Genomic DNA, 22,039 nt, shown 5'->3' with positions numbered 1-22,039 from the left:
AACCGGAACTTTTCTCTCTTAAGTGAGAATCAAAGTAGCCTCCTAGGGAGCATTAGAATAGATTATGATTTTCTAAATAACTAAACGAAATCCTGAGGATGAAAGCAGTCACTTTGGGTAGAAAAGAACAGACTTAGTTTCACTATGACCGACTTTCTAAGCAAAGTGAACTGACTGCTCCATAATATCAAAGCCAGGGTTCTAGTAGAAAGAAAAATTAATAAGCCTCCTAAAAAAATAACATGAAAAAAGCCTCTCTCAATGTTGAGAGAAGCTTTTTCTAATTAGGAAATTATTTGTTTAAGTTGTAGAAAGCTTGTCCGCCAGCGTAGACAGCTGTGCCTAAAAGCTGATCTTCGATGCGAAGAAGCTGGTTGTATTTAGCTACACGGTCTGTACGGGAAGGTGCCCCTGTCTTAATTTGCCCAGCGTTAGTCGCGACAGCAATGTCAGCAATGGTAGCATCTTCTGTTTCACCAGAACGGTGAGAAATAACCGCTGTATAGCCGGCTTTTTTCGCCATTTCGATTGCTTCAAAAGTTTCTGTAAGTGTACCGATTTGGTTAACTTTAATAAGGATCGAGTTGCCGATACCTTCTTTAATCGCACGGCTCAGCTTTTTCGTATTTGTAACGAATAAATCATCACCTACAAGCTGTACACGGTCGCCGATACGATCCGTCAGAAGCTTCGTGCCTTCCCAGTCATTTTCGTCAAGGCCGTCTTCAATTGAAACAATTGGATACTTGTTGATAAGCTCTTCGTACCAGTCAACCATTTCTTCTGAAGTACGTACAACGCCTTCACCTTTCAAGTTATATTTACCGTCTTCAAAAATTTCAGAAGAAGCAACATCCATCGCAAGTTTAACTTCTTCATCCGGCTTGTACCCTGCTTCTTCGATCGCTTCAATAATCGTAGAAAGAGCTTCTTCGTTAGAACCCAGGTTAGGTGCAAATCCGCCTTCGTCACCAACACCCGTATTATAGCCTTTAGACTTAAGAACTTTTTTCAGGGAATGGAAAATTTCAGCACCCATACGTACAGCCTCTTTGAATGTTGGCGCACCGACAGGCATTACCATGAATTCCTGAATATCCACGTTGTTGTCCGCATGCTCTCCGCCATTAAGGATATTCATCATAGGTGTAGGAAGTGTAGCGGCTGTGAAGCCTCCAAGGTATTTGTAAAGCGGAAGTCCTACAACATCTGCTGCTGCATGAGCTACAGCCATAGAAACACCAAGAATTGCGTTAGCTCCAAGTTCTCCTTTGTTTTCTGTACCGTCCAGCTCAATCATGGCCTGGTCAATAATAACCTGTTGAGTAACGTCCATGCCAAGAAGGTTAGGAGCAATTTTTTCATTTACATTATCTACTGCTTTTTGGACACCTTTTCCAAGATAACGGTCCTTGTCTCCATCACGAAGTTCTACTGCTTCGTATTCACCTGTAGAAGCACCACTTGGAACTAGAGCGCTACCGAAAGCGCCGGATTCTGTATAAACTTCAACTTCAATTGTTGGGTTACCGCGTGAGTCTAGTACTTCGCGAGCGTATACATCAGTAATATATGGCATTAATAATCTCTCCTCTTTATTTAATTAATGATTTTCCAGTCATTTCTTCAGGCTGTTCGACACCGAGCAGCTGCAGCAAGGTTGGCGATAAATCACCAAGCACGCCGCCTTCTCTTAACTCAATTCCCTCATCTGTAACAATGACAGGAACCGGGTTAGTCGTATGAGCAGTCATAGGATTCCCTTCTAAAGTCGTCACTTCATCAGAGTTTCCGTGGTCTGCGGTAATTATGGCTTTACCGCCTTTTTCGTGGATTTTGTCCACAACTTTGCCGAGACATTCATCTACTGCTTCAATAGCTTTAATCGTCGGTTCCAGTTTACCTGAGTGTCCAACCATATCAGGGTTGGCGAAGTTTAGAATAATGGCATTATGCTTCTCGGCATCAAGCTCAGCCAGAAGCGCATCTGTCACCTCGTAAGCACTCATTTCAGGTTTAAGGTCATATGTCGCTACTTTCGGAGAATCGATTAGGATTCTTTCTTCACCATCAAACTTTTCTTCACGTCCCCCGCTCATAAAGAACGTAACGTGAGGATACTTCTCCGTTTCAGCAATCCGCAGCTGTTTCAGTCCATTGTCTGCCAAAACTTCTCCGACCGTGTTTTTTAGGTCATTTGGAGCAAATGCCACCTTACTGTCAACTGTATCACTGTACTGGGTCATACCGACAAAGTACAGGTTTTTCGGAGCATTTTCGCCGCGGTCGAAGTTGGTAAAATCCTCATTCGCAAAGGATCTGGAAAGTTGAATCGCACGGTCCGGACGGAAATTGTAAAAAACAACAGTATCTCCATCTTCCATCTTTCCAACCGGCTCGCCGTTATCTTTGGTCAACACAAAAGGTTCTACAAATTCATCGTATATACCTTTTTCATATGATTCACGCACTGCTTCCAAGGGGTCTCTGTATGCTGGACCTTTACCTTGAGCTATAGCATCATAGGATTTCTTAACTCGATCCCAACGGTTATCTCTATCCATTGCATAATAGCGTCCGGCAAGTGATGCAAATTCCCCGATGCCAAGCTCGTCCATTTTCTCCTGGGCTTCTGTAATATATTTCTCAGCAGACTGCTGATCTACATCCCGTCCGTCCAGGAAGCCGTGAACATACACTTTCTCTACACCATACTCTTTAGCTAGTTCAAGCAGAGCATACATGTGATTAATGTGGCTGTGAATGCCGCCATCAGAAAGCAAGCCAAAAATATGAAAGGCTTGCTTATTATCGCTGGCATGCTTGATAGCTTTTACTAATTCATCATTTTTCAGAAATTCTTTTTCCCGAATTGATAAATTAATTCGCGTCAAACTTTGATATACTACACGGCCGGCCCCAATATTAAGGTGGCCCACTTCGGAATTTCCCATCTGCCCTTCAGGCAATCCAACAGCTTCACCACTTGCTGTTAACTGGCTGTGTGGGAATTGACTCCAGTATCTGTCAAAGTTTGGGGTGTTTGCCTGCTTAACAGCATTCCCCATTTCTTCCTGACGGCATGCATAGCCGTCAAGGATAATGAGTGCTGCTAAATTGTTATTACTCATGCTTACCTGCCTCCACGAGTTTTAAGAATGAATCGGCTTCTAAGCTGGCTCCTCCTACGAGGGCTCCATCAATGTCAGACTTTGACAACAATTCATCAGCATTTGCAGGTTTTACGCTTCCACCGTACTGAATACGGACAGCTTCTGCAACGTCAGAACCGTAGAAGTCAATAATGACACGGCGGATATGAGTACACACTTCATTTGCCTGCTCTGAAGTAGCCGTACGCCCAGTACCAATTGCCCAGATCGGCTCATAAGCAATAATCACTTGAGAGGCCTGTTCATCATTTAAGCCTTCCATTGCTTTTTTCACTTGGGATTCTACGTGATCCATTGTTTGGTCAGCTTCACGCTGTTCAAGAGACTCACCTACACAAATAATTGGAGTCAGTCCATGCTTGAATGCAGCGTGCACTTTTTTATTGACATCTTCATCTGTTTCGTGGAAAATTTCGCGGCGTTCTGAGTGGCCGATGACGACATACGTAACTCCAAGCTCCTTAAGCATAACAGGGCTCACTTCACCGGTGAACGCTCCGCTTTCTTCAAAGTGCATGTTTTGTGCGCCAATCTCAACTGAAGTGCCTTTTGTTTCCTCTACGAGCTTTTGAAGAAAAGGAAAAGGTACACATACTACGGATTCTACTTGCTCAGAAGAAGGAACTTCATTCTTTACCGTTTGAATAAAATCCTCAGCCTCAGTGTGTGTTTTGTTCATTTTCCAGTTACCTGCAATTACTTGTTTACGCATCGTATCCTCACCTTTCCTATTATTTATCATTTAATAAGGCAACGCCTGGAAGTTCTTTACCTTCCATAAATTCCAAGGAAGCTCCGCCTCCAGTTGAAACGTGATCCATAGCATCAGCGTAGCCGAACTTCTCTACAGCTGCTGCAGAGTCGCCTCCGCCGATGACGCTATAGCCATTCGTTTCAGACAAAGCCTTTGCGACTTCTTTTGTACCATTAGCAAATGTTTCTAATTCAAAAACTCCCATTGGTCCGTTCCAAATAATCAGCTTAGACTCTTTAATAATATTTGCATATTTTTCACGAGTTTTCGGACCGATATCTAGAGCTTCCCAATCAGATGGAATGCTGTCAATGGCAACTTCTTTTGTATTTGCTGAATCTGAAAAGTCATCAGCAACGATAACATCTTCAGGCATAACGAAATCTATACCTTTTTCTTCAGCTTTTTTCATATATTCTTTGGCAAGATCAATTTTGTCTTCCTCCAGCAGGGATTTACCAATTTCGTGCCCTTGTGCTTTCACGAACGTATAGGCTAAACCTCCGCCGATAATCAAGTGATCTACTTTGTCGATAAGATTATCAATTACGCCAATTTTATCTTTAACTTTTGCACCACCGATAATGGCAGTGAATGGGCGTTCTGGATTAGAAAGTGCCTGACTGAGTACATTAATTTCTTTTTCCATCAGGAAGCCGGCAACAGCTGGAATATACTCGGCTACACCTGCAGTAGAAGCGTGTGCTCTGTGTGCAGCACCAAAAGCGTCGTTTACGTACAGATCAGCCATCTTAGCAAAAGCTTTAGCTAACTCGTCATCATTCTTTTCTTCACCAGGATGGAAGCGGACGTTTTCAATAAGTAGAATTTCTCCATCTTCCAGTTCTGAGATGGCTTTTGTAACTTCCTCACCAGCAACCTCATCCGTCTTTGTTACTGTCTGTCCCAGAAGATTGCTTAAACGCTCTGCGACAGGATCAAGACGAAGCTCTTCTACAGCTTCTCCTTTTGGACGGCCGAGGTGACTCGCTAGAATAACTTTTGCACCATTTCCTGCTAAGTGTTTAATCGTTGGCAATGCAGCCTTGATTCTTGTGTCATCTGTAACGTTCCCATCGTTCATGGGAACGTTAAAATCCACACGACAGAATACAGTTTTTCCACTTACTTCAACATCACGAATTGTCTTTTTATTCATGAAAGCCCTGCCTCCTTCAGTATCATTCGTTTCTCGCCCCTGCCCTATGTACATTTCCACAATCTCTGTATATAGAAACGCGAAAAGACAAGGATATTGCTTAAGACATGGATAAAGGAGGAGGATATGAGACCCCCCTCCTTTTCCTTTTGTCCTAAATTCTATTATAACCTACCAGCTGGTTCTTATAGGCCTTGCTTTTTAAGAAATGCAGCAAGATCTACACAGCGGTTGGAGTAACCAAACTCATTGTCATACCAGGAAACAACTTTAACCATGTTATCTTCAAGAGTAATTGTAGAAAGTCCGTCAATTACAGAAGAGTAAGTGCTTCCGTTATAATCAGAAGATACTAACGGCTCATCGCTGTACCCAAGAATTCCTTTAAGTTCCCCTTCAGCTTCCGCTTTAAGAGCTTCGTTAACTTCTTCTGCTGTAACATTTTGATCAAGTTCAGCTACAAGGTCAACGATAGAAACGTTCTTAGTTGGTACACGCATAGCCATTCCGTTAAGTTTTCCTTCAAGTTCCGGAAGAACTTTTGCAACTGCCTGAGCAGCACCTGTTGTTGTAGGAATGATGTTTTCAGCAGCCGCACGCGCACGACGGTAGTCTTTGTGCGGAAGATCAAGAATCTGCTGGTCATTCGTATAAGAGTGAACCGTAGTCATCATACCGCGCTTAAGACCGAACTTGTCATTAAGAACTTTTGCGTATGGTGCTAAGCAGTTTGTAGTACAAGATGCGTTAGAAATTACATCGTGCTCGTCTTTGTTGTAATCTTTTTCATTAACACCCATAACTACCGTAAAGTCTTCGCCTTTAGCCGGAGCTGAAATAACAACTTTCTTCGCGCCTGCTTCAAGGTGTTTTCTAGCATCTTCACCATTAGTAAAGCGGCCTGTAGATTCAATAACAACTTCTACGCCAAGATCTCCCCATCCAAGCTGAGCCGGATCTTTTTCAGAAATAACTTTGATTTCTTTTCCGCCTACTACAAGGTTTTCACCATTTACAGTTACTTCATCCTCAAGAGTACCGTGTACAGTGTCATACTGAAGCAGGTGAGCAAGCATGTTAGCGTCAGTAAGATCGTTAACTGCTACCACTTCTACATCATCATTTTTTAGTGAAGCACGGAAAACGTTACGTCCAATACGTCCAAAGCCATTAATTCCTACTTTTACAGTCATTAAAAATTCCTCCTTGAATTGTATAAACAATATTTATTTAAAGGGAATTATCCCTTATTAACTCCTGTGCTGCTCCTTCGTCAGTGATCAAAACATTGCTTTGACCAGGCTGAAAATAAGAAGCAATAGCCTGCGCCTTCGAGCGTCCACCTGCGACTGCGATAACATGCTCTGCAAATTTCAAATCTTCAAGCTGGAGGCCTACTGTACGAACTTTATGGACCACTTCGCCTTTACGGTTAAAGTAGTACCCGAAGGCTTCCCCAACAGCTTGTCTTTCCTGAATATTCTTCATTTGCTGTGGTGACGTCTTCCGCCGCTTGGCCATCATTACGGCATCTCCTACCCCATGCACTACGATAGAAGCATTGCGGATCATATACAAGATTTCCTTTATAGAAGGCTCTTCTATTATTGTTTGATAGGAATCTTCGCTTAGCGGATCCGGCACATAGAGCAGACGATAATCTCCTCTTGCTTTCTTAGCCATTTCGGCACAGATCGTGTTCGCCTGATTTTCTACCCGCTCGCCTAATCCACCGCGAGCCGGAACGAACATGCAATGATCTGCTTCCTGGAGAGGTGTCATCATTTCTGCTACAGCTGCCATAGTTGTTCCACCTGTAATGGCAATAGTATCTCTAGGTTTTAGAACACTGCGCATATATTCAACGCAGGCCCGTCCCATTTCATGTTTAACCCAGTCCAGCTCATCACTGTCTCCGGGGACAACCACTGCATGATCTAACCTTAATGTATCCTTCAGTCGTTCTTCTAAAACTTTAATTCCCGTTACATCCTTAATGAATTCCGCCAGCTGTTCCAATATATTCTGGCCTTCATAAGTAAGATGCATTCCTCTTGAAGTAACAGCGACAGCACCAACCTTACTTAGGAATTCAACCTCACTTCGAACTGTCCGTTCTGCAAGCTCGATATTATCAGAGAGAGTTCTCCTTCCAACCGGCTGCATGAGATGAATATAATGAAGCAGTTGATAGCGACGCTGCATAATTTCAAGCACGTCCGGGAACAATCTTTTCTGCAGATCAACTAGTGCTCTCATGGACAAGCTCCTTTTTTATACGATATACGCTTGTGGGATAAAATTGTCCCAGGTCGTCATATTCTGTCCCACTAGGAGCAAAAAAATATTCTTTTCACCCTATATGATAACAGTGAGTCATACCGTGCGCAAGTTATAAAATTTACTAGTACTCATGTAAACGCTCTCTGATCGTGAACAGATCGATCGACCGATAATCCAGTTCTTCTCCATTTAAATGAAGAACAGGTATTTCATATAAATATTTTTCTTCTAATAGCCTATTACCCTCAATATTAACTTCTCTAACATGAATTTGGAATTCTTCTTGTAAAATCTCTAGAAGCTCTCTCACTTCGTCACAAAGACCACATCCATTTTTACGATAAAGCAAAGCTTCGTTTGTCATTGCCTGTCCACCTTTCAGCTATAATTAGTATAACTGAATCTAAAGTTTCTAGTCTAAAATAACAAAAAGAGCACGTTTACGAAACGTGCCCCCTTTGATCATAGTATCCAAATTCTATTTTATTCTTTTGGGTTATAAGAAATTGTGAGAGTTCTTCTTCTCTGCTAAGTCTTTCAGGTGATCGTTTCATCGACTCCATATTAAAAGACAGTGTTCTCTGATGCAGCATATCAAATACATGAATTCTCCGGTCTTCTGGAATCTGTTCAGTTGAAATGATTTTAAATCGAAGAATGTTTGTCATAAAAACTCCTTTTCTATTAAAAGCGAGCAACAGCTTCTACAACTTTATAATATCCACTATAACACGAAAACATATCTTTTAAAACTAAATAAGCGGAATAATTACCCTTCCAAAGCCAATACAGCGGTTGTACCACTTTTGTACATCATTTGTACAAACTAAAAAATTATATAAATATAATGATTAATCTTAAAAAAAGAAGTTTCAGAAAGAATCTGAAACTTCCTTAATTTTTAGCGCGCCTGAGAGGATTCGAACCCCCGACAGACGTAGAACCGGAATCTACCGCTCTATCCAACTGAGCTACAGGCGCATTTAGAAGCGCAGAATCTATTATATCTATTTGTATTCATAAAAGCAAGGGATTATTAAAATCTTAAATATTATATTTGTACGTTTATTCACCATTATTTAGGGAAAAATGGTAGGAGAATTAGTCGAACGTTTTTGTTTGACCTTTTCTGACCTTAATTGTATGATAAGAATACATTTCAACATAAAGGCAATAAAAAGGAGGAATCACTAATGAACTTAGTGCCAACAGTTATTGAACAAACAAACAGAGGTGAGCGGGCCTATGATATTTATTCCCGCCTATTAAAAGACCGCATTATTATGTTAGGCAGCCCGATCGATGACAATATTTCAAATTCCGTCGTAGCGCAGCTTTTATTCTTAGCTGCAGACGATCCGGATAAAGATATTTCTGTGTATATTAACTCACCAGGCGGATCCATAACAGCCGGAATGGCGATTTACGATACAATGCAGTTTATTAAGCCAGATGTTTCTACTATTTGTACAGGGATGGCTGCTTCCATGGGGGCTTTCCTATTAAACGCAGGTACAAAAGGTAAACGCTATGCCCTTCCTAACAGTGAAGTTATGATTCACCAGCCTCTTGGAGGAACTCAAGGACAGGCTGCTGATATCGAGATTCATGCTCGCCGTATTATTAAAATGCGTGAGAAGCTGAACGAGATTCTTGCTGAAAGAACCGGCCAGCCAATTGAAGTTATCGAGCGTGACACTGACCGTGATAACTTTATGTCCGCACACGAAGCTGTGGAATATGGTTTAATTGATAAAGTAATGGAAAAGCCAAACGAATAATAAATATAAAAACCGCTGGGTTCCAGCGGTTTTTATTATGTAAAGTATGAGAACGTTCCCTTACTGTATCTGCTCATACATTCACATAAACTATTATGACTTTCTGACAAACTTGGTTAGCTCCTTGATGGCTTGCTCTTCATCATTGCCATCAACGATTAAGTTTACATTTTCCCCATGGCCAATCGCCAGACTCATCAGCCCCATAATGCTCTTGGCGTTGACTTTCTTGTTGTCCTTTTCAATGAACACATCAGCACTAAAGCGGTTGGCTAGCTGAACGAACTGTGCAGCAGGTCTTGCTTGTAAGCCGGTATCCAAATCGATTGTAAGTTGTTGTTCTTTCATCTATTCTTCTCCTTTCATAACGGTTCCACAATTAAAGAAAGCGCATTCATAGCCTTTAAATAAAGAACGCCTCTCCTTATGAGAGCGTTCTTTATAAAACTCATTATAGCATGAATCTAATCTCATGACATTATTTTTGATTACTTTCTTGAATTTCACCCCGGCGTACTTTCTCAGCGAACTCATCTATTTTTCTTAAGCGGTGGTTAATCCCCGATTTACTGATCGGAGTACCTGTAACTAGTTCTCCCAGTTCTTTTAATGATACTTCCTGATTTTCATAACGGAGTACAGCAATTTCCCGGAGCTTATCTGGAAGAGCTTCTAATCCCACCGTCTTTTTAATAAACTTAATGTTTTCTACCTGGCGGAAAGCGGCACCGATTGTTTTATTTAAATTTGCGGTTTCGCAGTTCACGAGGCGGTTGACTGAATTTCTCATATCTCTTACTATCCGTACATCTTCAAATTTAAATAAAGCCTGATGGGCACCAATATTACTGATTAGTTCAGTGATCTTATCCGCTTCTTTTAAATAAGTAATAAAACCCTTCTTACGATCAAGTGTCCTGGCCCGAAGTCCAAAGCTGTTCATCAGCTTACAAAGAGCTTCATTATGCTCCTGATCTGAGGAGTAGATTTCCAGGTGGTAGGAAGATGTTTCCGGATTGTTAACAGATCCCCCCGCTAAAAATGCTCCGCGTAAATACCCCCGCTTACAACAGGTAGTCTTTAAGTACTTCTGTGGTATGTCCGGGTTAATGGATAACGGACCTACTAATATTTCTAAGTCTTCCAGTACTTTCTTAGCGTTATCCTTCATTCGAACGATATACACATTATTTTTCTTAAGACGCATCTTTTTCCGGACAAGTAATTCTACCGGATAAGGATACAGCCTTTTTATAAGTGTATAGATCCGCCTTGCAATTGCTGCATTCTCTGTCTGTACATCCAGCAAATAACTTTTATTTGATAGAGAAAATGTACCGTTCATCCTTACTATTGCAGCGAGCTCCGCTTCTTTACAGCATTCTTCCGCATCAACATTCGTCAGTTCTTTTTTTATCTCTGAAGCAAATGACAAGACCGCCACCCCCTTTTTAAAAGCTTAAAGCAATGAGTATAGTAAGTGAGCCAGCTTGTTTGTATCGTGCCTGATGGTTGGCTTCGTGTGGTCTAAAATATCCTCTTCCACTACATGTACCCCCATCTTTTTTATTCGGTCAATATCGTATACAACAGGCTCTGCATTTTCTTCAGCGTAAATCTTCTTAACGCTTGGTGCTATAGGTTTATTATGCACAATAATGGAATGAATACTTCCTTTGCCGACATGATCATGAAGAGCCTGAATATGGTCAGCGGCTGTGTAACCGGAAGTTTCTCCATACTGTGTCATTACATTACATACATACGTGACTTTTGCTTTTGTCTGCTGCAGAGCTTCTCTAATTTCCGGGACGATGATATTCGGCATTATGCTCGTATATAAACTGCCGGGGGCAATGACTATTAAATCAGCCTCTTTGATAGCTGCCATGGCTTCAGGCAATGGCTGTATGGGTGTAGGACTTACGAAAACACGCTTAATTTTTTTGTTCTGCTTTGGGATATTCGATTCCCCGGAAACAATCGATCCATCTTCCATCTCAGCATGGAGATTCATTGAATGATTAGCGGTGGGGTAAATATTCCCCCGAACATTTAAAACTCTGGAGATTTCTTTAATCCCTCGATAGAAATCCCCTGTCATTGAAGTCATTGCTGCAAGCAGCAAATTACCCATAGAGTGGCCGGAAAGACCGTTTCCATTTGTGAAACGATGTTGAAATAAATCGAGAAGCATAGGCTCTGCATCGGATAGGGCTGCTAACACATTCCTAATATCGCCGGGTGCCGGTATTTCCAATTCATTGCGAAGCCTGCCTGAACTTCCCCCGTCATCGGCAACTGTAACAATTGCTGACAATTCAATTGGAAAATATTTTAAGCCTCTTAATAATACAGGCATTCCTGTCCCTCCGCCGATAACGACTACGCGAGGTTTTGTCGATCGATTCATGAATTACAGTCCCTTTCTTTTATCAATATCCCGGTGTGTAACATGGGTAGTAAAGTCTGTGGAGAAATAGCCGGCAAGATGTTCAGCTATTGCTACAGATCGATGCTGGCCTCCCGTGCACCCTATAGCTATAACAAGCTGGCTTTTTCCTTCCCTGCGATATTGAGGAAGAATAAACTGCAGCAGATCTTTAAGCTTTTCTAAAAACTTCTGAGCATCTGACCATTTAAACACATAAGAGGCTACTTCGGGATTTAACCCCGTCAGCGGCCGCATCTGTTCAACATAATGGGGATTTGGCAGAAATCTGACATCAAATACTAAATCAGCATCTATAGGTACTCCATATTTAAAGCCAAAAGATACCATCTGGACGGAAAAAACATGCTGCTCTTTCTCTTTAAACTGGCCGATAATCCGATCACGAAGTTCACGGGGCTTTAAAGTTGTCGTATGAATAATGGTCTGGGCACGCCCTCTTAATTCATCAAGCAGTTCCCGTTCCTGTCTAATACCTTCAAGTGGGAGACCATCCTGTGCGAGAGGGTGGGACCTTCGCGTCTCTTTATAGCGGGAAACAAGGGACTGGTCCTCTGCATCAAGAAACAGGATATGAGCCTCCAGCCAATCTTCCTTTCCGACCTGGTCGAGCGCTTCAAATAATGCATCGAAAAATTCCCGCCCTCTTAAATCCATAACGAGTGCCACATTGGATATATTGTTTGCGGAATCTTTCATTAGTTCCAAAAACTTAGGCAGAAGCGCCGGCGGTAAGTTATCTACACAAAAATATCCGAGATCTTCAAAGCTTTGAATTGCCACCGTTTTACCTGCACCAGACATTCCTGTAATGATTACTAATTGTGTTTGCGTATCTTTTTCTGCCATTTGCCTTATCGCTCCCTCATTTACTTCAGTCGAGATGGATCCATCTCCTTATCAATCAGTTTAAAGTCTGTTGTATATACAAAAGTGCCATACAATTGGTCTTCCCGGTTAAGGATGTGACTAAAGATATGACGGTCTCCTTCAGCCATAGGCTTTTCCAGGACCTTATCAACATCCACCCATTCCAATTCGCCTTCTTCGCTTTGCTCAAGCAGTTCACCTTCATACTTAGTGGACTGGAAGGTAAACATCATCCATTCCTGAACAGTTGTTTGGGTGTCTTCATCTTTCATAATAAAAGTAAAAGAACCCTTTAGTTCAGGTTCCTGAATATGCAAGCCTGTTTCTTCACGGAACTCTCGAATCACTGAGTCTTTAATATTCTCTCCCGCTTCCATTTTACCACCTGGGACTACATACCAGCCTCTTCTCGGCTTTTTCAGCATTAAAATTTGATTATTAACTCTTAAAACACAATTTGCTACTCGCTGCATGCTTTCTCACCTCATTTATCAATCCAGGCACATCTTTTTCTATTATACAATGAATACGTAAATCGCTACAATGTTATGACCAATAGAATCATGCACAAAAAAAGTGCACAGGTGGGATCACCTGTGCCGAATTAGAGATCTATCTATTAAAAGGGGGTCAATTAATCATTACTAATTGTAACTCACATTTGTTTCGTACATGTTACAACAGAGTTAAAATGGGGTTACTTTTTAGTTTTGACCCTTTTATAGATGAAAAGAGCTCCCGAAAATCTTCCGGTTTCTTTTCACTTTTCTTTAATTAATTACTTTCAATTCTTCTAACAGGTTCTCAATATAGTGCTGCGCAGCCTGAGCCGCGATACTTCCATCCCCTGTAGCTGTAACAATCTGTCGGAGTTCTTTCTCGCGGATATCTCCAGCTGCAAAAATACCGGGAACTTTTGTTTCCATTCGTTCGTCTGTTTCAATATATCCCTGGTCATTTGTAATACCAAGAGATTGAAACGGTCCGCTCAATGGGTTCATGCCGATATAGATAAACGTTCCGTCTGTGTTGAAATCATACTCTTTACCTGTCTTATTGTTCACAAGTGTCACGCTGCCCACTTTTCCATTTTGATCGTTGATTGTCTTAACTTCTGTGTTCCAGATAAAGTCAATCTTTTTATTATCAAATGCGCGATCCTGAAGGATTTTTTGTGCACGCAGTGAATCGCGTCGGTGAACAATGGTTACCTTGCTGGCAAAGCGTGTCAGATAAACTCCTTCTTCTACTGCAGAATCCCCGCCTCCGACGACTACAAGTTCTTTGTCGCGGAAAAAGGCACCGTCACATACAGCACAATAGGAAACACCACGGCCTCCAAGTTCTTTCTCTCCTGGAACACCAAGCTCTTTATACTGGGCTCCGGTAGTAATAATGACAGTTCTCGCTTTATATTCTTTTGTTCCGGCTAGAACTGTTTTATATTCTTTTCCATCTTTAATCTCTTTAATGTCTCCGTACGCGTATTCCGCACCGAATTTCTTTGCGTGTTCGAACATTTTATTAGAAAGGTCAGGACCTAGAATACTTTCAAACCCTGGATAGTTTTCAACATCTTCTGTGTTAGCCATCTGCCCCCCTGGAATTCCTCTCTCAATCATTAGAGTATCCAGATTGGCACGGGAAGTATAAACAGCAGCTGTCATACCAGCCGGCCCTGCACCTGCAATAATGACATCATAAATGCGATCCTCTGTCATTGGTCAATCACTCCTTATTTCCTCTTGCTGTTACCTGATATCATCATAATAATAAATCGTAGATAAGACGTCCATCAATGTGCTTATTGATAATTCCATGGCCCGCCTTCTTTACTGAGATGAGGGAATCTTTTGCACCCTTTTTCCCAAAGCTTAAGGGCACGGGATGGCTTCCCTGTCTGGTATGATGCTATGCTGTACCATTTATAGTAGCCTTGTCTTCCTACAACCAGCTTATTTTTTAGTCGGCGGAAACGATCCACTGCTTCATGATAGTATCCGGCCTTAGCTAGAATAACGGCAATCGCAAGCTTCTGCTGTTCATGCATAGGATAAACATTGCGGAGGAGATCAATATGATATTCCGCTCTCTGTTTCTCCCTCTTCTGCATAAAGAAAGCAGCTAAATTCACGTGACTATGAATATTATCCGGATCTTTTTCCAGCCACTTTTCTTCAAGTTGAATCGCTTCTTCTTGTTCACCAATATTAAACAGAGCATACGCATATTTATGCTTAGCCAGAGTGTACTCAGGGAAAAGCTGCATCATTTCATGTAAAACCGGCACTGCTTCTTCCCATTCTTCATTTTCTAAATGGTAGAAAGCAGTTTCCTGATAAATGATCAATTCGTCTTCATCATCAAACATATAATCATCTTCGTATTCTTCTTCGTCTTCCAGAGAATTCAACATTTGAAGAAGCTGGCCGGCAGCCTCATCAAAATCTCCTTCTGACGTTTTATCCATGTATTTTTCCGCATATTTTTTAGCGTCATTTAATAAACCAAGGTGTGCATAGTTATTGGCCATTAAATAGTAGGCATCGATGTAATCATCACCGTATCTTTTTACTACGTCCGTCAATACCTGGTTCGCTGCATGATAAGAGCCAACTTCCGTATAAACAACAGAAAGCTGGCAAGAATAAAGCGGTTCTTCTGGTGATATATCTATAGCTTTTTTTAACCATTTCTCCGCCGCATTAAAGCGTCTCTTTTTAAACGCCTGAATTCCATATGAGAAATAAAAGTTCCCTGTCGGTAAAAAAGGAATTACATTTGACGGCTTATTATGGATAGTTGGTTTCAGTGATGTCGTCATGACTGTCCCCCTACTTCGTTCCATACTCACTAATTATGCAGTATAACATAGAATAGCGTTTTGAAATAGGAGATTTTACTAATTCTACAATAAATCTATTGATGTCTTTCTTCCAGAACAGATAAAACATCATCCAGACTTACCCCGCGGTCAGTAAGCAGAACAAGCAAGTGGAAAAGCAGGTCAGCAGATTCCATGGATAATTCCTGCTTATCATCATTTTTAGCCGCAATAATAACTTCCCCTGCCTCTTCACCGATCTTTTTAGCTATACGGTCGACACCTTCCTGGAATAGTTTCGAAGTATATGAGTTCTCAGGAAGGGTAGTTTTACGCTCTGTGAGTACTTGTTTTAACTGTTCTAAAATAGCATATGGTTCTTCTTTTACTTTCGTACCTTTAAACAGCATGTCATTGAAGCAGCTATAGTCCCCTTTATGACAGGCAGGACCTGAAGGAATGACTTGAACAAGCAGGGCATCCTGGTCACAATCATAGGAAATACTTTCAACTGCCTGGGTGTTTCCTGAAGTTTCTCCTTTATGCCAAAGTTTCTGGCGGGAACGGCTGAAAAAAACAGTTTCTTTTTTCTGAAGTGTCAGTTCCAAGGATTCTTTGTTCATGTATGCTAAGGTTAAGACTGCTTTAGAGCGAGCATCCTGTACGATTGCCGGCACTAAACCTTTTTCGTCAAACTTAATCTCCCCGATATTCATCGTACAACGACTCCTTTTTTCTCTAAATATTGTTTTACGTTTTTAATAGATGTCTCTTTATAATGAAAGATAGAAGCAGCAAGCGCAGCATCTGCATTTACTTCTTTGAAAACTTCATAAAAATGCTCGGCTGAGCCGGCGCCTCCTGAAGCAATGACAGGGACTGTAACAACCTCCTGAACAGCCTGAAGCAGCGGCAGGTCAAACCCCGTCTTTTCACCATCCTGATTCATAGATGTTAATAGAATTTCTCCTGCACCAAGGCGAACGGCTTCCCGAGCCCAGTCTGTCACAAGCCATTCTGTCGGCGTACGTCCTCCATGTGTATAAACTCTCCAAGTACCAGCTTCTTCATCATACCTGGCGTCAATCGCTACGACAATACACTGAGCTCCGAAGTAATCGGCTCCTTCACGAATAAGCTCAGGCCTCTTAACGGCTGCAGAATTAAGCGATACTTTATCGGCCCCGTTTCGTAAAGTTTCTTTCATATCTTCCAGTGTGCGGATACCGCCTCCAACCGTAAAAGGAATCGCCAGTTCAGCTGCGACCGCCCGAACAACATCAATCATCGTTTTCTTTCCTTCATGCGTTGCGGAAATGTCTAGAAAAACGAGCTCATCTGCCCCCTGCTCATCATATACTTTCGCGAGCTCTACTGGATCGCCGGCATCGCGGATGTCCACAAACTGAATCCCTTTAACTACTCTTCCTTCTTTTACGTCAAGACAGGGAATAATCCGTTTAGAAAGCATTAGCGAACCTCCTCTTTCAATGCCTCAGCAAGAGAGAACCGGTTAGTGTACAATGCTTTACCGACAATAGAACCGATCACAGACTGTTCCTGGTATTTCTTTAATTCCTGTAAATCTTCAATGCCTTTTATTCCTCCAGAAGCAATTACATCGACACCCGTCTGCTCACCAAGGCGGACAATTTCTTTCGTATTAGGGCCTTGAAGCATTCCGTCTTTGGCAATATCCGTATAAACGAATGTTTGAGCACCGGCTTCTGCCAGCTCTTTGCCTAGATCGACAGCAAGAACTTCTGATTTTTCAAGCCAGCCTTCTGTGGCCACATAGCCATCACGCGCATCAAGGCCGATAACAATTTGAGGACCATACTTTCTTAAAAGTTCCTTTGTAAGCGGAAGATCCCTTACGGCAAGTGAACCAATGATTACACGGTCGATGCCCCGGCTTAAATAATACTCCACATCGGTTTCTGAACGAATACCTCCGCCAATTTGAACCTTTACATCTATTTCATTAGCTACTTTTACAACATGCTCTGCGTTTTGTTTAGCTCCTTCTTTTGCTCCGTCTAAATCAACCATGTGAATCCATGAAGCCCCGGCTTCTGCAAATTCTTTAGCTACTTCAAAAGGATTATCTCCATAAACGGTCTGCTTATTAAAATCTCCCTGTTCTAACCGGACACATTGCCCGTTCTGCATATCTATTGCTGGAAATATGGTAAAAGTCATTTAGATGCTCCTCACTGTTTGACCATTCGTTTACAAAAATTTTCTAATAATTGAACGCCAGCCCTCCCGCTTTTCTCCGGGTGAAACTGACTGGCCACAAGGTTGTCCTTTCCTACAATTGCAGGTACTGTGCCATGATAATCGGCAGTAGCATATAGAATGTCTGGATTCTTCGTAGATACTACATAAGAGTGAACAAAATACACATATTCATTACGTACGTTTTCAAGAAGCGGCTTTTCCGGTTGATGAATCTCCAGCTTATTCCATCCCATATGAGGGACTTTATAATGATTACCGTCCTCCGCTTTTCCTGAAAATCTGACAATCCGTCCGGGAAACAAACCAAGACCTTGTGTCAGGCCGCCGCCTTCTTCACTCTCTTCAAAAAGTAGCTGCATCCCTAAACAAATTCCATATAGTGGTACACCCTGTTCTACTTTTTCTTTAATAAAATCTATAAATCCATGCTCTTTTAGAGCCTTCATAGCGTCAGGAAAGGCTCCCACTCCCGGCAGGATATAGCCCTTGCAATCATGAAGCTGATCCGGCCGTTCCCCAATGACATAGGGAATCTCCATTCGTTCCAATGCTTTAGATACGCTGAACAGATTTCCCATTCCATAGTCAATAATTCCGATCATTATAAGCTTCCTTTCGTGCTTGGTACCCCTTTAATTCTAGGATCTACCTCAGTCGCTTCATCAAGGGCACGTGCTAAAGCTTTAAACATTGCTTCAATAATATGATGGGTATTGTGGCCGTGGTGAAGCACGATATGTAAATTCATCCGGGCTTCTACCGCCAGTTTCCAGAAAAATTCATGAACATTTTCCGTATCAAAAGTACCTACACGATCTTTTGGAAGCTCTGCCTTCCACTCAAGGTGAGGCCGATCACTTAAGTCGACAGCTACAGTAACTAAGGTTTCATCCATCGGAAGAGTCATAGAACCATATCGTTTAATCCCATATTTATCACCAAGAGCTTCCCGTAAAGCCTGGCCAAGCACAATCCCTAAATCTTCTGTTAAATGATGGTCATCAACTTCTACATCTCCGCGTCCTGTCACTTGTAAATTAAACAGCCCATGCTTTGTAAAAAGCTCAAGCATGTGGGACATAAAAGGAACCTGTACATCAAGCTGAGATTTGCCCTCTCCGTCTATTGAAAATTCCAAACTGATGTCTGTTTCTCTTGTTTTACGGTTGATCTTTGCATAACGTTCACTCATTTAAAGCGCTCCTTCCGTGCTTCCACCGCGCGGGCATGACCTTCCAAGCCTTCAAGCCTTGCAAATTGAGCTATTTTGTCTACATGGCTTTGGAGTGCCTGGCGGCTGTATGAAATGATACTAGATTTTTTAACAAAGTCAGCGACACTTAATGGACTGGAAAACCTTGCAGTACCGCTGGTCGGCAGTACATGGTTTGGTCCTGCAAAATAGTCACCCACCGGCTCGCTGCTGTAAGGGCCAAGAAAAATAGCACCGGCATGCTTAATTTTCGCCATATCTTCAAATGGTTCTGCGGTTACTATTTCTAAGTGTTCTGCGGCTATTTCATTAACCGTGTCAATTGCTTCTGCCATTGAACGACAGAGAATTATAGCGCCATAATCTCTAATGCTGTCAGAAGCTATTTCCGTTCGCGGCAGGGATGCCAGCTGAAGCTTCACCTCTTCCGCCACATCATTTGCCAGTTGTTCACTTGTTGTGACTAACACACTCGATGATCGCGCATCATGCTCCGCCTGTGATATCAAATCAGCAGCAACCTCGTTTGCTTTGGCCGTGTCATCGGCTAATACGGCAATTTCGCTCGGGCCTGCGATCATATCGATATCGACATCTCCAAAAACTTCCCGCTTGGCCAACGCTACGAAGATATTTCCTGGACCAGTAATTTTATCTACAGAAGCCAGGCTTTCTGTACCATAAGCCAAAGCAGCGATCGCCTGAGCTCCACCGACTTTATAAATTTCCTCTACACCAAGAATCTTAGCAGCCGCAAGTGTTCCAATAGAGATTTTACCGTCCTTACCAGGGGGCGTTACGACTACAATTCTTTCTACACCCGCTACTTGAGCAGGTATAACATTCATAAATAAAGAGGAAGGATAAGCAGCTGTCCCGCCTGGCACATAAACTCCTGCAGCATCAATCGGCGTAATTCGCTGCCCTAAGATTGTTCCATCTTTGGAAGTATCAAACCAGGAGTTCACCTGCTGTTTTTCATGAAAAGCGCGGATGTTGTCAGCGGCTTCTTCCATGATTTCGATATATTCCTGCCCAATAGATTGATAAGCCTCTTCCATTTCTTCTGAGGTGACACGCCAATCATCAATGGAGACTCCATCAAATTTTTCAGTGAATTGACGTACCGCTTGATCCCCTGACTGTTTCACTTGCTGAATAATTTCAAGAACTGACTTTCTTTGCTGCTCCGTGCCCTGATCGACCCTTCTTTTTAATGAAGAGAGGTCGGAGTTTTGCAGGATTCTCAAGACATTTCCACCTCCACTACTTCACTTAGCTTTTGAACCATTTCATCAATTTCACGGCTTTTTAATCTATAGCTGACTGGATTTACGATCAGGCGTGAAGTAATATCGGCTATTTTTTCATATTCTACAAGCCCATTTTCCTTTAATGTTCTGCCTGTTGATACGATATCAACAATACGATCGGTTAATCCGATGATCGGTGCAAGTTCAATTGATCCATTTAAAGGAATAATTTCGATCTGCTCTCCCTGCTCTCTAAAATAGTCGGAAGCAATTTTCGGATATTTAGTGGCAATTTTCGGCGCAATTTTACTTAACGGCTGATCGGGAAGGCCGGCTACCGCCACATAGCATGGGCTGATTTTTAAATCCAGTACTTCATAAACATCACGGTCCTGTTCAAGAAGGACATCTTTACCTGCAATACCAATATCGGCTGCTCCATATTCTACATATGTTACGACATCCATCGGCTTTGCCATCATGATTTGTATATTTTGTTCGGGAAATTCCAGAATAAGCTTTCTTGTGTCTTCATCATCCAGCGTCAGATGATAACCCGCCTGCTTCAATAAAGCCGCAGCTTCTTTATAGATCCGGCCTTTAGGCATGGCGATTGTTAAAGGTTTATTCATTCCCTTCCCCTCCTTTGCATGTTAAATCAATGCATTCCAGCAGCTGACTGCTGAACTGCTCATAGTCCGGGATTTGATCAATATGCTGAAGGAGTACCTGATGCCCTTGATTACGAAGCTCTGAGGCTTTTTGGATGCCTTTTACATGGCTGTTTTGATCAACAATGACACCGATTCTTTCATCATTATCACTATTTCCATTGACTGCTTCAATCAGTCTTTCTAAATGGATAGCAAATCCCGTAGCCGAAGCATTCAGCTGAAAAGATGGAAGCAGGGTATCATAACGTCCGCCATTACATAACAGGGAGCCTAAATGAGGAGCGTATCCCTCGAATAAAATACCCGTATAGTAATTCATATGGCTCACTAAATTTAAATCAAAGCTTACATAATCAGCTACCCCGTAATTTTCCAGTAACTCATAGAGCTGTTTTAACTCATTGACCGCCTGCATGCATACCTGATTGCGCGCCAGCGATTTACTGGAAGAAAATACTTCTTCTCCTCCGCGCAGGGCAAGAAGGGAAAGGAGAGCAAGCTTTTTCTCTTCAGACAGCTTGGCAGCTTTCACGGATTCCCGGTAGCCCACGTAATTTTTTCTATATAAATGCTCTAACAAAATGTCTTTTGTTTCTTCATCCTGACCTAAAACATCATTGAAAAAAGCTTTTACATAACCTATGTGTCCTATTGTAATTACGAAATCGTCGAGGCCGGACTTCCTTAAAGCCTCTACCAATAAAGCAATAACTTCAGCATCTCCATAAGAAGAATGGTCACCGATTAATTCAGTTCCAACTTGCTCAAACTGTGCCGGCTTCCCCCCCTCGGCCTGCTGGGCTCGAAAGACGGGACCATCATAAGCCAGCCGCAGCGGAAGCTCCAAATCTCGCAGCTGTGAAGCCGCTACCCGTGCAATCGGTGCCGTCATATCAGGACGCAAAACTAATGTATGTCCCTGCTGATCCAGCAATTTGAATAAGCTCTGCTCTTTCGTGGCGCTTACTTGTCCAATCGTTTCATGATACTCGAGAAAGGGTGTATCCATAAAGGAATATCCATAAGAGAGAATTGCTGATTTTAAACGGTCTCTCGTTTTAGCTTTTTGATTATAAAAAAATGGAAGCGTATCGCGCATTCCAAGTGGTTTTTCAAACATAAGCCGCTTCACCATTCATATCCGTCCTTTCCAACACTAAATCCTTTAGTCTGCTAATATGCTAACATGATAAAGATAGGGTCGTCAATATTCGAGATTTTTTTACTTATTATTACTATCATAACAAAAAGCCGGCATGATCAAACGTTTTACTTGTTCTTATAAAATACAAAAAAGCCAGGAAGGGCTCCTGGCTTTTCACCTCATTCGTATGATTTACAAAAGTTCACAAGCCTCTC

At 42.0% G+C, this 22,039-nt stretch carries 24 protein-coding genes and 1 tRNA gene; 1 reads left to right on the top strand and 24 read right to left on the bottom strand.

The annotated features are described in order from the left end of the window. Positions 1-292 precede the first annotated feature (292 nt). From eno to B7E06_RS07650, 9 genes are all read right to left on the bottom strand, one after another. Positions 293-1,579 (bottom strand): phosphopyruvate hydratase, encoded by a 1,287-nt coding sequence (gene eno, locus B7E06_RS07690; protein ID WP_082233425.1) that lies wholly within the window; start codon positions 1,577-1,579, stop codon positions 293-295. Positions 1,580-1,595: 16 nt separating this feature from the next. Continuing rightward, on the bottom strand, positions 1,596-3,131 hold the full coding sequence (gpmI, locus tag B7E06_RS07685) for a 2,3-bisphosphoglycerate-independent phosphoglycerate mutase (RefSeq protein ID WP_082233424.1): 1,536 nt from the start codon (positions 3,129-3,131) through the stop codon (positions 1,596-1,598). Then, the gene (gene tpiA / locus B7E06_RS07680) at positions 3,124-3,885 is read right to left on the bottom strand and encodes a triose-phosphate isomerase (protein ID WP_082233423.1); all 762 of its coding nucleotides are present in this window, start codon (positions 3,883-3,885) and stop codon (positions 3,124-3,126) included. Before tpiA ends, gpmI begins: the two co-directional genes overlap by 8 nt. 19 nt (positions 3,886-3,904) lie before the next feature. Next, on the bottom strand, positions 3,905-5,086 hold the full coding sequence (locus tag B7E06_RS07675) for a phosphoglycerate kinase (protein WP_082233422.1): 1,182 nt from the start codon (positions 5,084-5,086) through the stop codon (positions 3,905-3,907). Positions 5,087-5,271: 185 nt separating this feature from the next. Beyond that, positions 5,272-6,279: a type I glyceraldehyde-3-phosphate dehydrogenase gene (gap, locus tag B7E06_RS07670; RefSeq protein ID WP_082233421.1), complete on the bottom strand. Its 1,008-nt coding sequence runs from the start codon at positions 6,277-6,279 to the stop codon at positions 5,272-5,274. A gap of 37 nt (positions 6,280-6,316) precedes the next feature. Beyond that, complete coding sequence (locus tag B7E06_RS07665) at positions 6,317-7,345, bottom strand: sugar-binding transcriptional regulator (RefSeq protein ID WP_082233420.1); 1,029 nt, start codon at positions 7,343-7,345, stop codon at positions 6,317-6,319. A 145-nt stretch (positions 7,346-7,490) separates the two neighbouring features. After that, positions 7,491-7,733, bottom strand: coding sequence for a glutaredoxin family protein (locus B7E06_RS07660; RefSeq protein ID WP_082233419.1), 243 nt, complete (start codon positions 7,731-7,733; stop codon positions 7,491-7,493). A gap of 76 nt (positions 7,734-7,809) precedes the next feature. Further along, entirely contained in the window at positions 7,810-8,037 is a 228-nt protein-coding gene (locus B7E06_RS07655; RefSeq protein ID WP_082233418.1) for a hypothetical protein, read from the bottom strand. Positions 8,038-8,274: 237 nt separating this feature from the next. Next, a tRNA-Arg gene (locus B7E06_RS07650) sits at positions 8,275-8,350 on the bottom strand. Between the two features lie 158 nt (positions 8,351-8,508). On the opposite strand from B7E06_RS07650, the gene clpP reads away from it, so the two are divergent. Beyond that, positions 8,509-9,150 carry an ATP-dependent Clp endopeptidase proteolytic subunit ClpP gene (clpP, locus tag B7E06_RS07645; protein ID WP_281249046.1) on the top strand — a complete coding sequence of 214 codons (642 nt, stop codon included), beginning with the start codon at positions 8,509-8,511 and terminating at the stop codon, positions 9,148-9,150. A gap of 93 nt (positions 9,151-9,243) precedes the next feature. On the opposite strand, the gene B7E06_RS07640 is transcribed toward clpP, so the two are convergent. The 15 genes from B7E06_RS07640 to B7E06_RS07570 form a co-directional block, all read right to left on the bottom strand. Beyond that, the gene (locus B7E06_RS07640; RefSeq protein WP_082233416.1) at positions 9,244-9,498 is read right to left on the bottom strand and encodes an HPr family phosphocarrier protein; all 255 of its coding nucleotides are present in this window, start codon (positions 9,496-9,498) and stop codon (positions 9,244-9,246) included. 130 nt (positions 9,499-9,628) lie between these two features. Beyond that, positions 9,629-10,585, bottom strand: coding sequence for a DNA-binding protein WhiA (whiA, locus tag B7E06_RS07635; RefSeq protein WP_082233415.1), 957 nt, complete (start codon positions 10,583-10,585; stop codon positions 9,629-9,631). 24 nt (positions 10,586-10,609) lie between these two features. Then, a complete protein-coding gene (locus tag B7E06_RS07630) occupies positions 10,610-11,563 on the bottom strand; it encodes a gluconeogenesis factor YvcK family protein (RefSeq protein WP_082233414.1) in 954 nt (317 codons plus the stop codon). Positions 11,564-11,566: 3 nt separating this feature from the next. Further along, the gene (gene rapZ, locus B7E06_RS07625) at positions 11,567-12,451 is read right to left on the bottom strand and encodes an RNase adapter RapZ (RefSeq protein WP_082233413.1); all 885 of its coding nucleotides are present in this window, start codon (positions 12,449-12,451) and stop codon (positions 11,567-11,569) included. A 20-nt stretch (positions 12,452-12,471) separates the two neighbouring features. Further along, positions 12,472-12,945, bottom strand: a complete 474-nt coding sequence (locus B7E06_RS07620; RefSeq protein ID WP_082233412.1) for an 8-oxo-dGTP diphosphatase — start codon at positions 12,943-12,945, stop codon at positions 12,472-12,474. A gap of 297 nt (positions 12,946-13,242) precedes the next feature. Further along, the gene (gene trxB / locus B7E06_RS07615; RefSeq protein ID WP_082233411.1) at positions 13,243-14,193 is read right to left on the bottom strand and encodes a thioredoxin-disulfide reductase; all 951 of its coding nucleotides are present in this window, start codon (positions 14,191-14,193) and stop codon (positions 13,243-13,245) included. 83 nt (positions 14,194-14,276) lie between these two features. Beyond that, positions 14,277-15,296 carry a tetratricopeptide repeat protein gene (locus tag B7E06_RS07610; RefSeq protein ID WP_082233410.1) on the bottom strand — a complete coding sequence of 340 codons (1,020 nt, stop codon included), beginning with the start codon at positions 15,294-15,296 and terminating at the stop codon, positions 14,277-14,279. 95 nt (positions 15,297-15,391) lie between these two features. After that, on the bottom strand, positions 15,392-16,012 hold the full coding sequence (gene hisIE, locus B7E06_RS07605; RefSeq protein WP_082233409.1) for a bifunctional phosphoribosyl-AMP cyclohydrolase/phosphoribosyl-ATP diphosphatase HisIE: 621 nt from the start codon (positions 16,010-16,012) through the stop codon (positions 15,392-15,394). Beyond that, positions 16,009-16,767 carry an imidazole glycerol phosphate synthase subunit HisF gene (hisF, locus tag B7E06_RS07600; RefSeq protein WP_082233408.1) on the bottom strand — a complete coding sequence of 253 codons (759 nt, stop codon included), beginning with the start codon at positions 16,765-16,767 and terminating at the stop codon, positions 16,009-16,011. The genes hisIE and hisF overlap by 4 nt, the downstream gene beginning before the upstream one ends. Then, on the bottom strand, positions 16,767-17,498 hold the full coding sequence (hisA, locus tag B7E06_RS07595) for a 1-(5-phosphoribosyl)-5-[(5-phosphoribosylamino)methylideneamino]imidazole-4-carboxamide isomerase (RefSeq protein WP_082233407.1): 732 nt from the start codon (positions 17,496-17,498) through the stop codon (positions 16,767-16,769). Before hisA ends, hisF begins: the two co-directional genes overlap by 1 nt. Before the next feature lie 11 nt (positions 17,499-17,509). Then, positions 17,510-18,142 carry an imidazole glycerol phosphate synthase subunit HisH gene (gene hisH / locus B7E06_RS07590; protein WP_082233406.1) on the bottom strand — a complete coding sequence of 211 codons (633 nt, stop codon included), beginning with the start codon at positions 18,140-18,142 and terminating at the stop codon, positions 17,510-17,512. Next, positions 18,142-18,732, bottom strand: a complete 591-nt coding sequence (hisB, locus tag B7E06_RS07585; protein ID WP_082233405.1) for an imidazoleglycerol-phosphate dehydratase HisB — start codon at positions 18,730-18,732, stop codon at positions 18,142-18,144. The genes hisH and hisB overlap by 1 nt, the downstream gene beginning before the upstream one ends. After that, positions 18,729-20,003, bottom strand: coding sequence for a histidinol dehydrogenase (gene hisD, locus B7E06_RS07580; RefSeq protein WP_082233404.1), 1,275 nt, complete (start codon positions 20,001-20,003; stop codon positions 18,729-18,731). The genes hisB and hisD overlap by 4 nt, the downstream gene beginning before the upstream one ends. Further along, entirely contained in the window at positions 20,000-20,638 is a 639-nt protein-coding gene (gene hisG / locus B7E06_RS07575; protein WP_082233403.1) for an ATP phosphoribosyltransferase, read from the bottom strand. The genes hisD and hisG overlap by 4 nt, the downstream gene beginning before the upstream one ends. Beyond that, a complete protein-coding gene (locus B7E06_RS07570) occupies positions 20,631-21,815 on the bottom strand; it encodes an ATP phosphoribosyltransferase regulatory subunit (RefSeq protein ID WP_082233402.1) in 1,185 nt (394 codons plus the stop codon). Before B7E06_RS07570 ends, hisG begins: the two co-directional genes overlap by 8 nt. Between the last annotated feature and the right edge of the window lie 224 nt (positions 21,816-22,039).

It is taken from the genome of Halobacillus massiliensis (genome assembly GCF_900166625.1).
Classification (GTDB): Bacteria; Bacillota; Bacilli; order Bacillales; family Halobacillaceae; genus Halobacillus_A; species Halobacillus_A massiliensis.
The sequence above is the reverse complement of the archived record's forward strand: the minus strand, read 5'-3'. Positions and strand labels throughout refer to the sequence as shown.

Bases quoted from the DNA above. Each gene is read 5' to 3' on its own strand.
- trxB (WP_082233411.1), bottom strand. From the start codon at position 14,193: ATGACAGAGGATCGCATTTATGATGTCATTATTGCAGGTGCAGGGCCG.
- B7E06_RS07665 (WP_082233420.1), bottom strand. From the start codon at position 7,345: ATGAGAGCACTAGTTGATCTGCAGAAAAGATTGTTCCCGGACGTGCTT.
- B7E06_RS07640 (WP_082233416.1), bottom strand. From the start codon at position 9,498: ATGAAAGAACAACAACTTACAATCGATTTGGATACCGGCTTACAAGCA.
- B7E06_RS07660 (WP_082233419.1), bottom strand. From the start codon at position 7,733: ATGACAAACGAAGCTTTGCTTTATCGTAAAAATGGATGTGGTCTTTGT.
- B7E06_RS07675 (WP_082233422.1), bottom strand. From the start codon at position 5,086: ATGAATAAAAAGACAATTCGTGATGTTGAAGTAAGTGGAAAAACTGTA.
- tpiA (WP_082233423.1), bottom strand. From the start codon at position 3,885: ATGCGTAAACAAGTAATTGCAGGTAACTGGAAAATGAACAAAACACAC.
- eno (WP_082233425.1), bottom strand. From the start codon at position 1,579: ATGCCATATATTACTGATGTATACGCTCGCGAAGTACTAGACTCACGC.
- rapZ (WP_082233413.1), bottom strand. From the start codon at position 12,451: ATGGCAGAAAAAGATACGCAAACACAATTAGTAATCATTACAGGAATG.
- B7E06_RS07655 (WP_082233418.1), bottom strand. From the start codon at position 8,037: ATGACAAACATTCTTCGATTTAAAATCATTTCAACTGAACAGATTCCA.
- hisH (WP_082233406.1), bottom strand. From the start codon at position 18,142: ATGATCGGAATTATTGACTATGGAATGGGAAATCTGTTCAGCGTATCT.
- B7E06_RS07570 (WP_082233402.1), bottom strand. From the start codon at position 21,815: ATGGTGAAGCGGCTTATGTTTGAAAAACCACTTGGAATGCGCGATACG.
- hisIE (WP_082233409.1), bottom strand. From the start codon at position 16,012: ATGAATATCGGGGAGATTAAGTTTGACGAAAAAGGTTTAGTGCCGGCA.
- hisA (WP_082233407.1), bottom strand. From the start codon at position 17,498: ATGACTTTTACCATATTTCCAGCAATAGATATGCAGAACGGGCAATGT.
- hisB (WP_082233405.1), bottom strand. From the start codon at position 18,732: ATGAGTGAACGTTATGCAAAGATCAACCGTAAAACAAGAGAAACAGAC.
- B7E06_RS07610 (WP_082233410.1), bottom strand. From the start codon at position 15,296: ATGACGACATCACTGAAACCAACTATCCATAATAAGCCGTCAAATGTA.
- gpmI (WP_082233424.1), bottom strand. From the start codon at position 3,131: ATGAGTAATAACAATTTAGCAGCACTCATTATCCTTGACGGCTATGCA.
- gap (WP_082233421.1), bottom strand. From the start codon at position 6,279: ATGACTGTAAAAGTAGGAATTAATGGCTTTGGACGTATTGGACGTAAC.
- hisF (WP_082233408.1), bottom strand. From the start codon at position 16,767: ATGCTTTCTAAACGGATTATTCCCTGTCTTGACGTAAAAGAAGGAAGA.
- hisG (WP_082233403.1), bottom strand. From the start codon at position 20,638: ATGAATAAACCTTTAACAATCGCCATGCCTAAAGGCCGGATCTATAAA.
- B7E06_RS07620 (WP_082233412.1), bottom strand. From the start codon at position 12,945: ATGCAGCGAGTAGCAAATTGTGTTTTAAGAGTTAATAATCAAATTTTA.
- B7E06_RS07630 (WP_082233414.1), bottom strand. From the start codon at position 11,563: ATGAATCGATCGACAAAACCTCGCGTAGTCGTTATCGGCGGAGGGACA.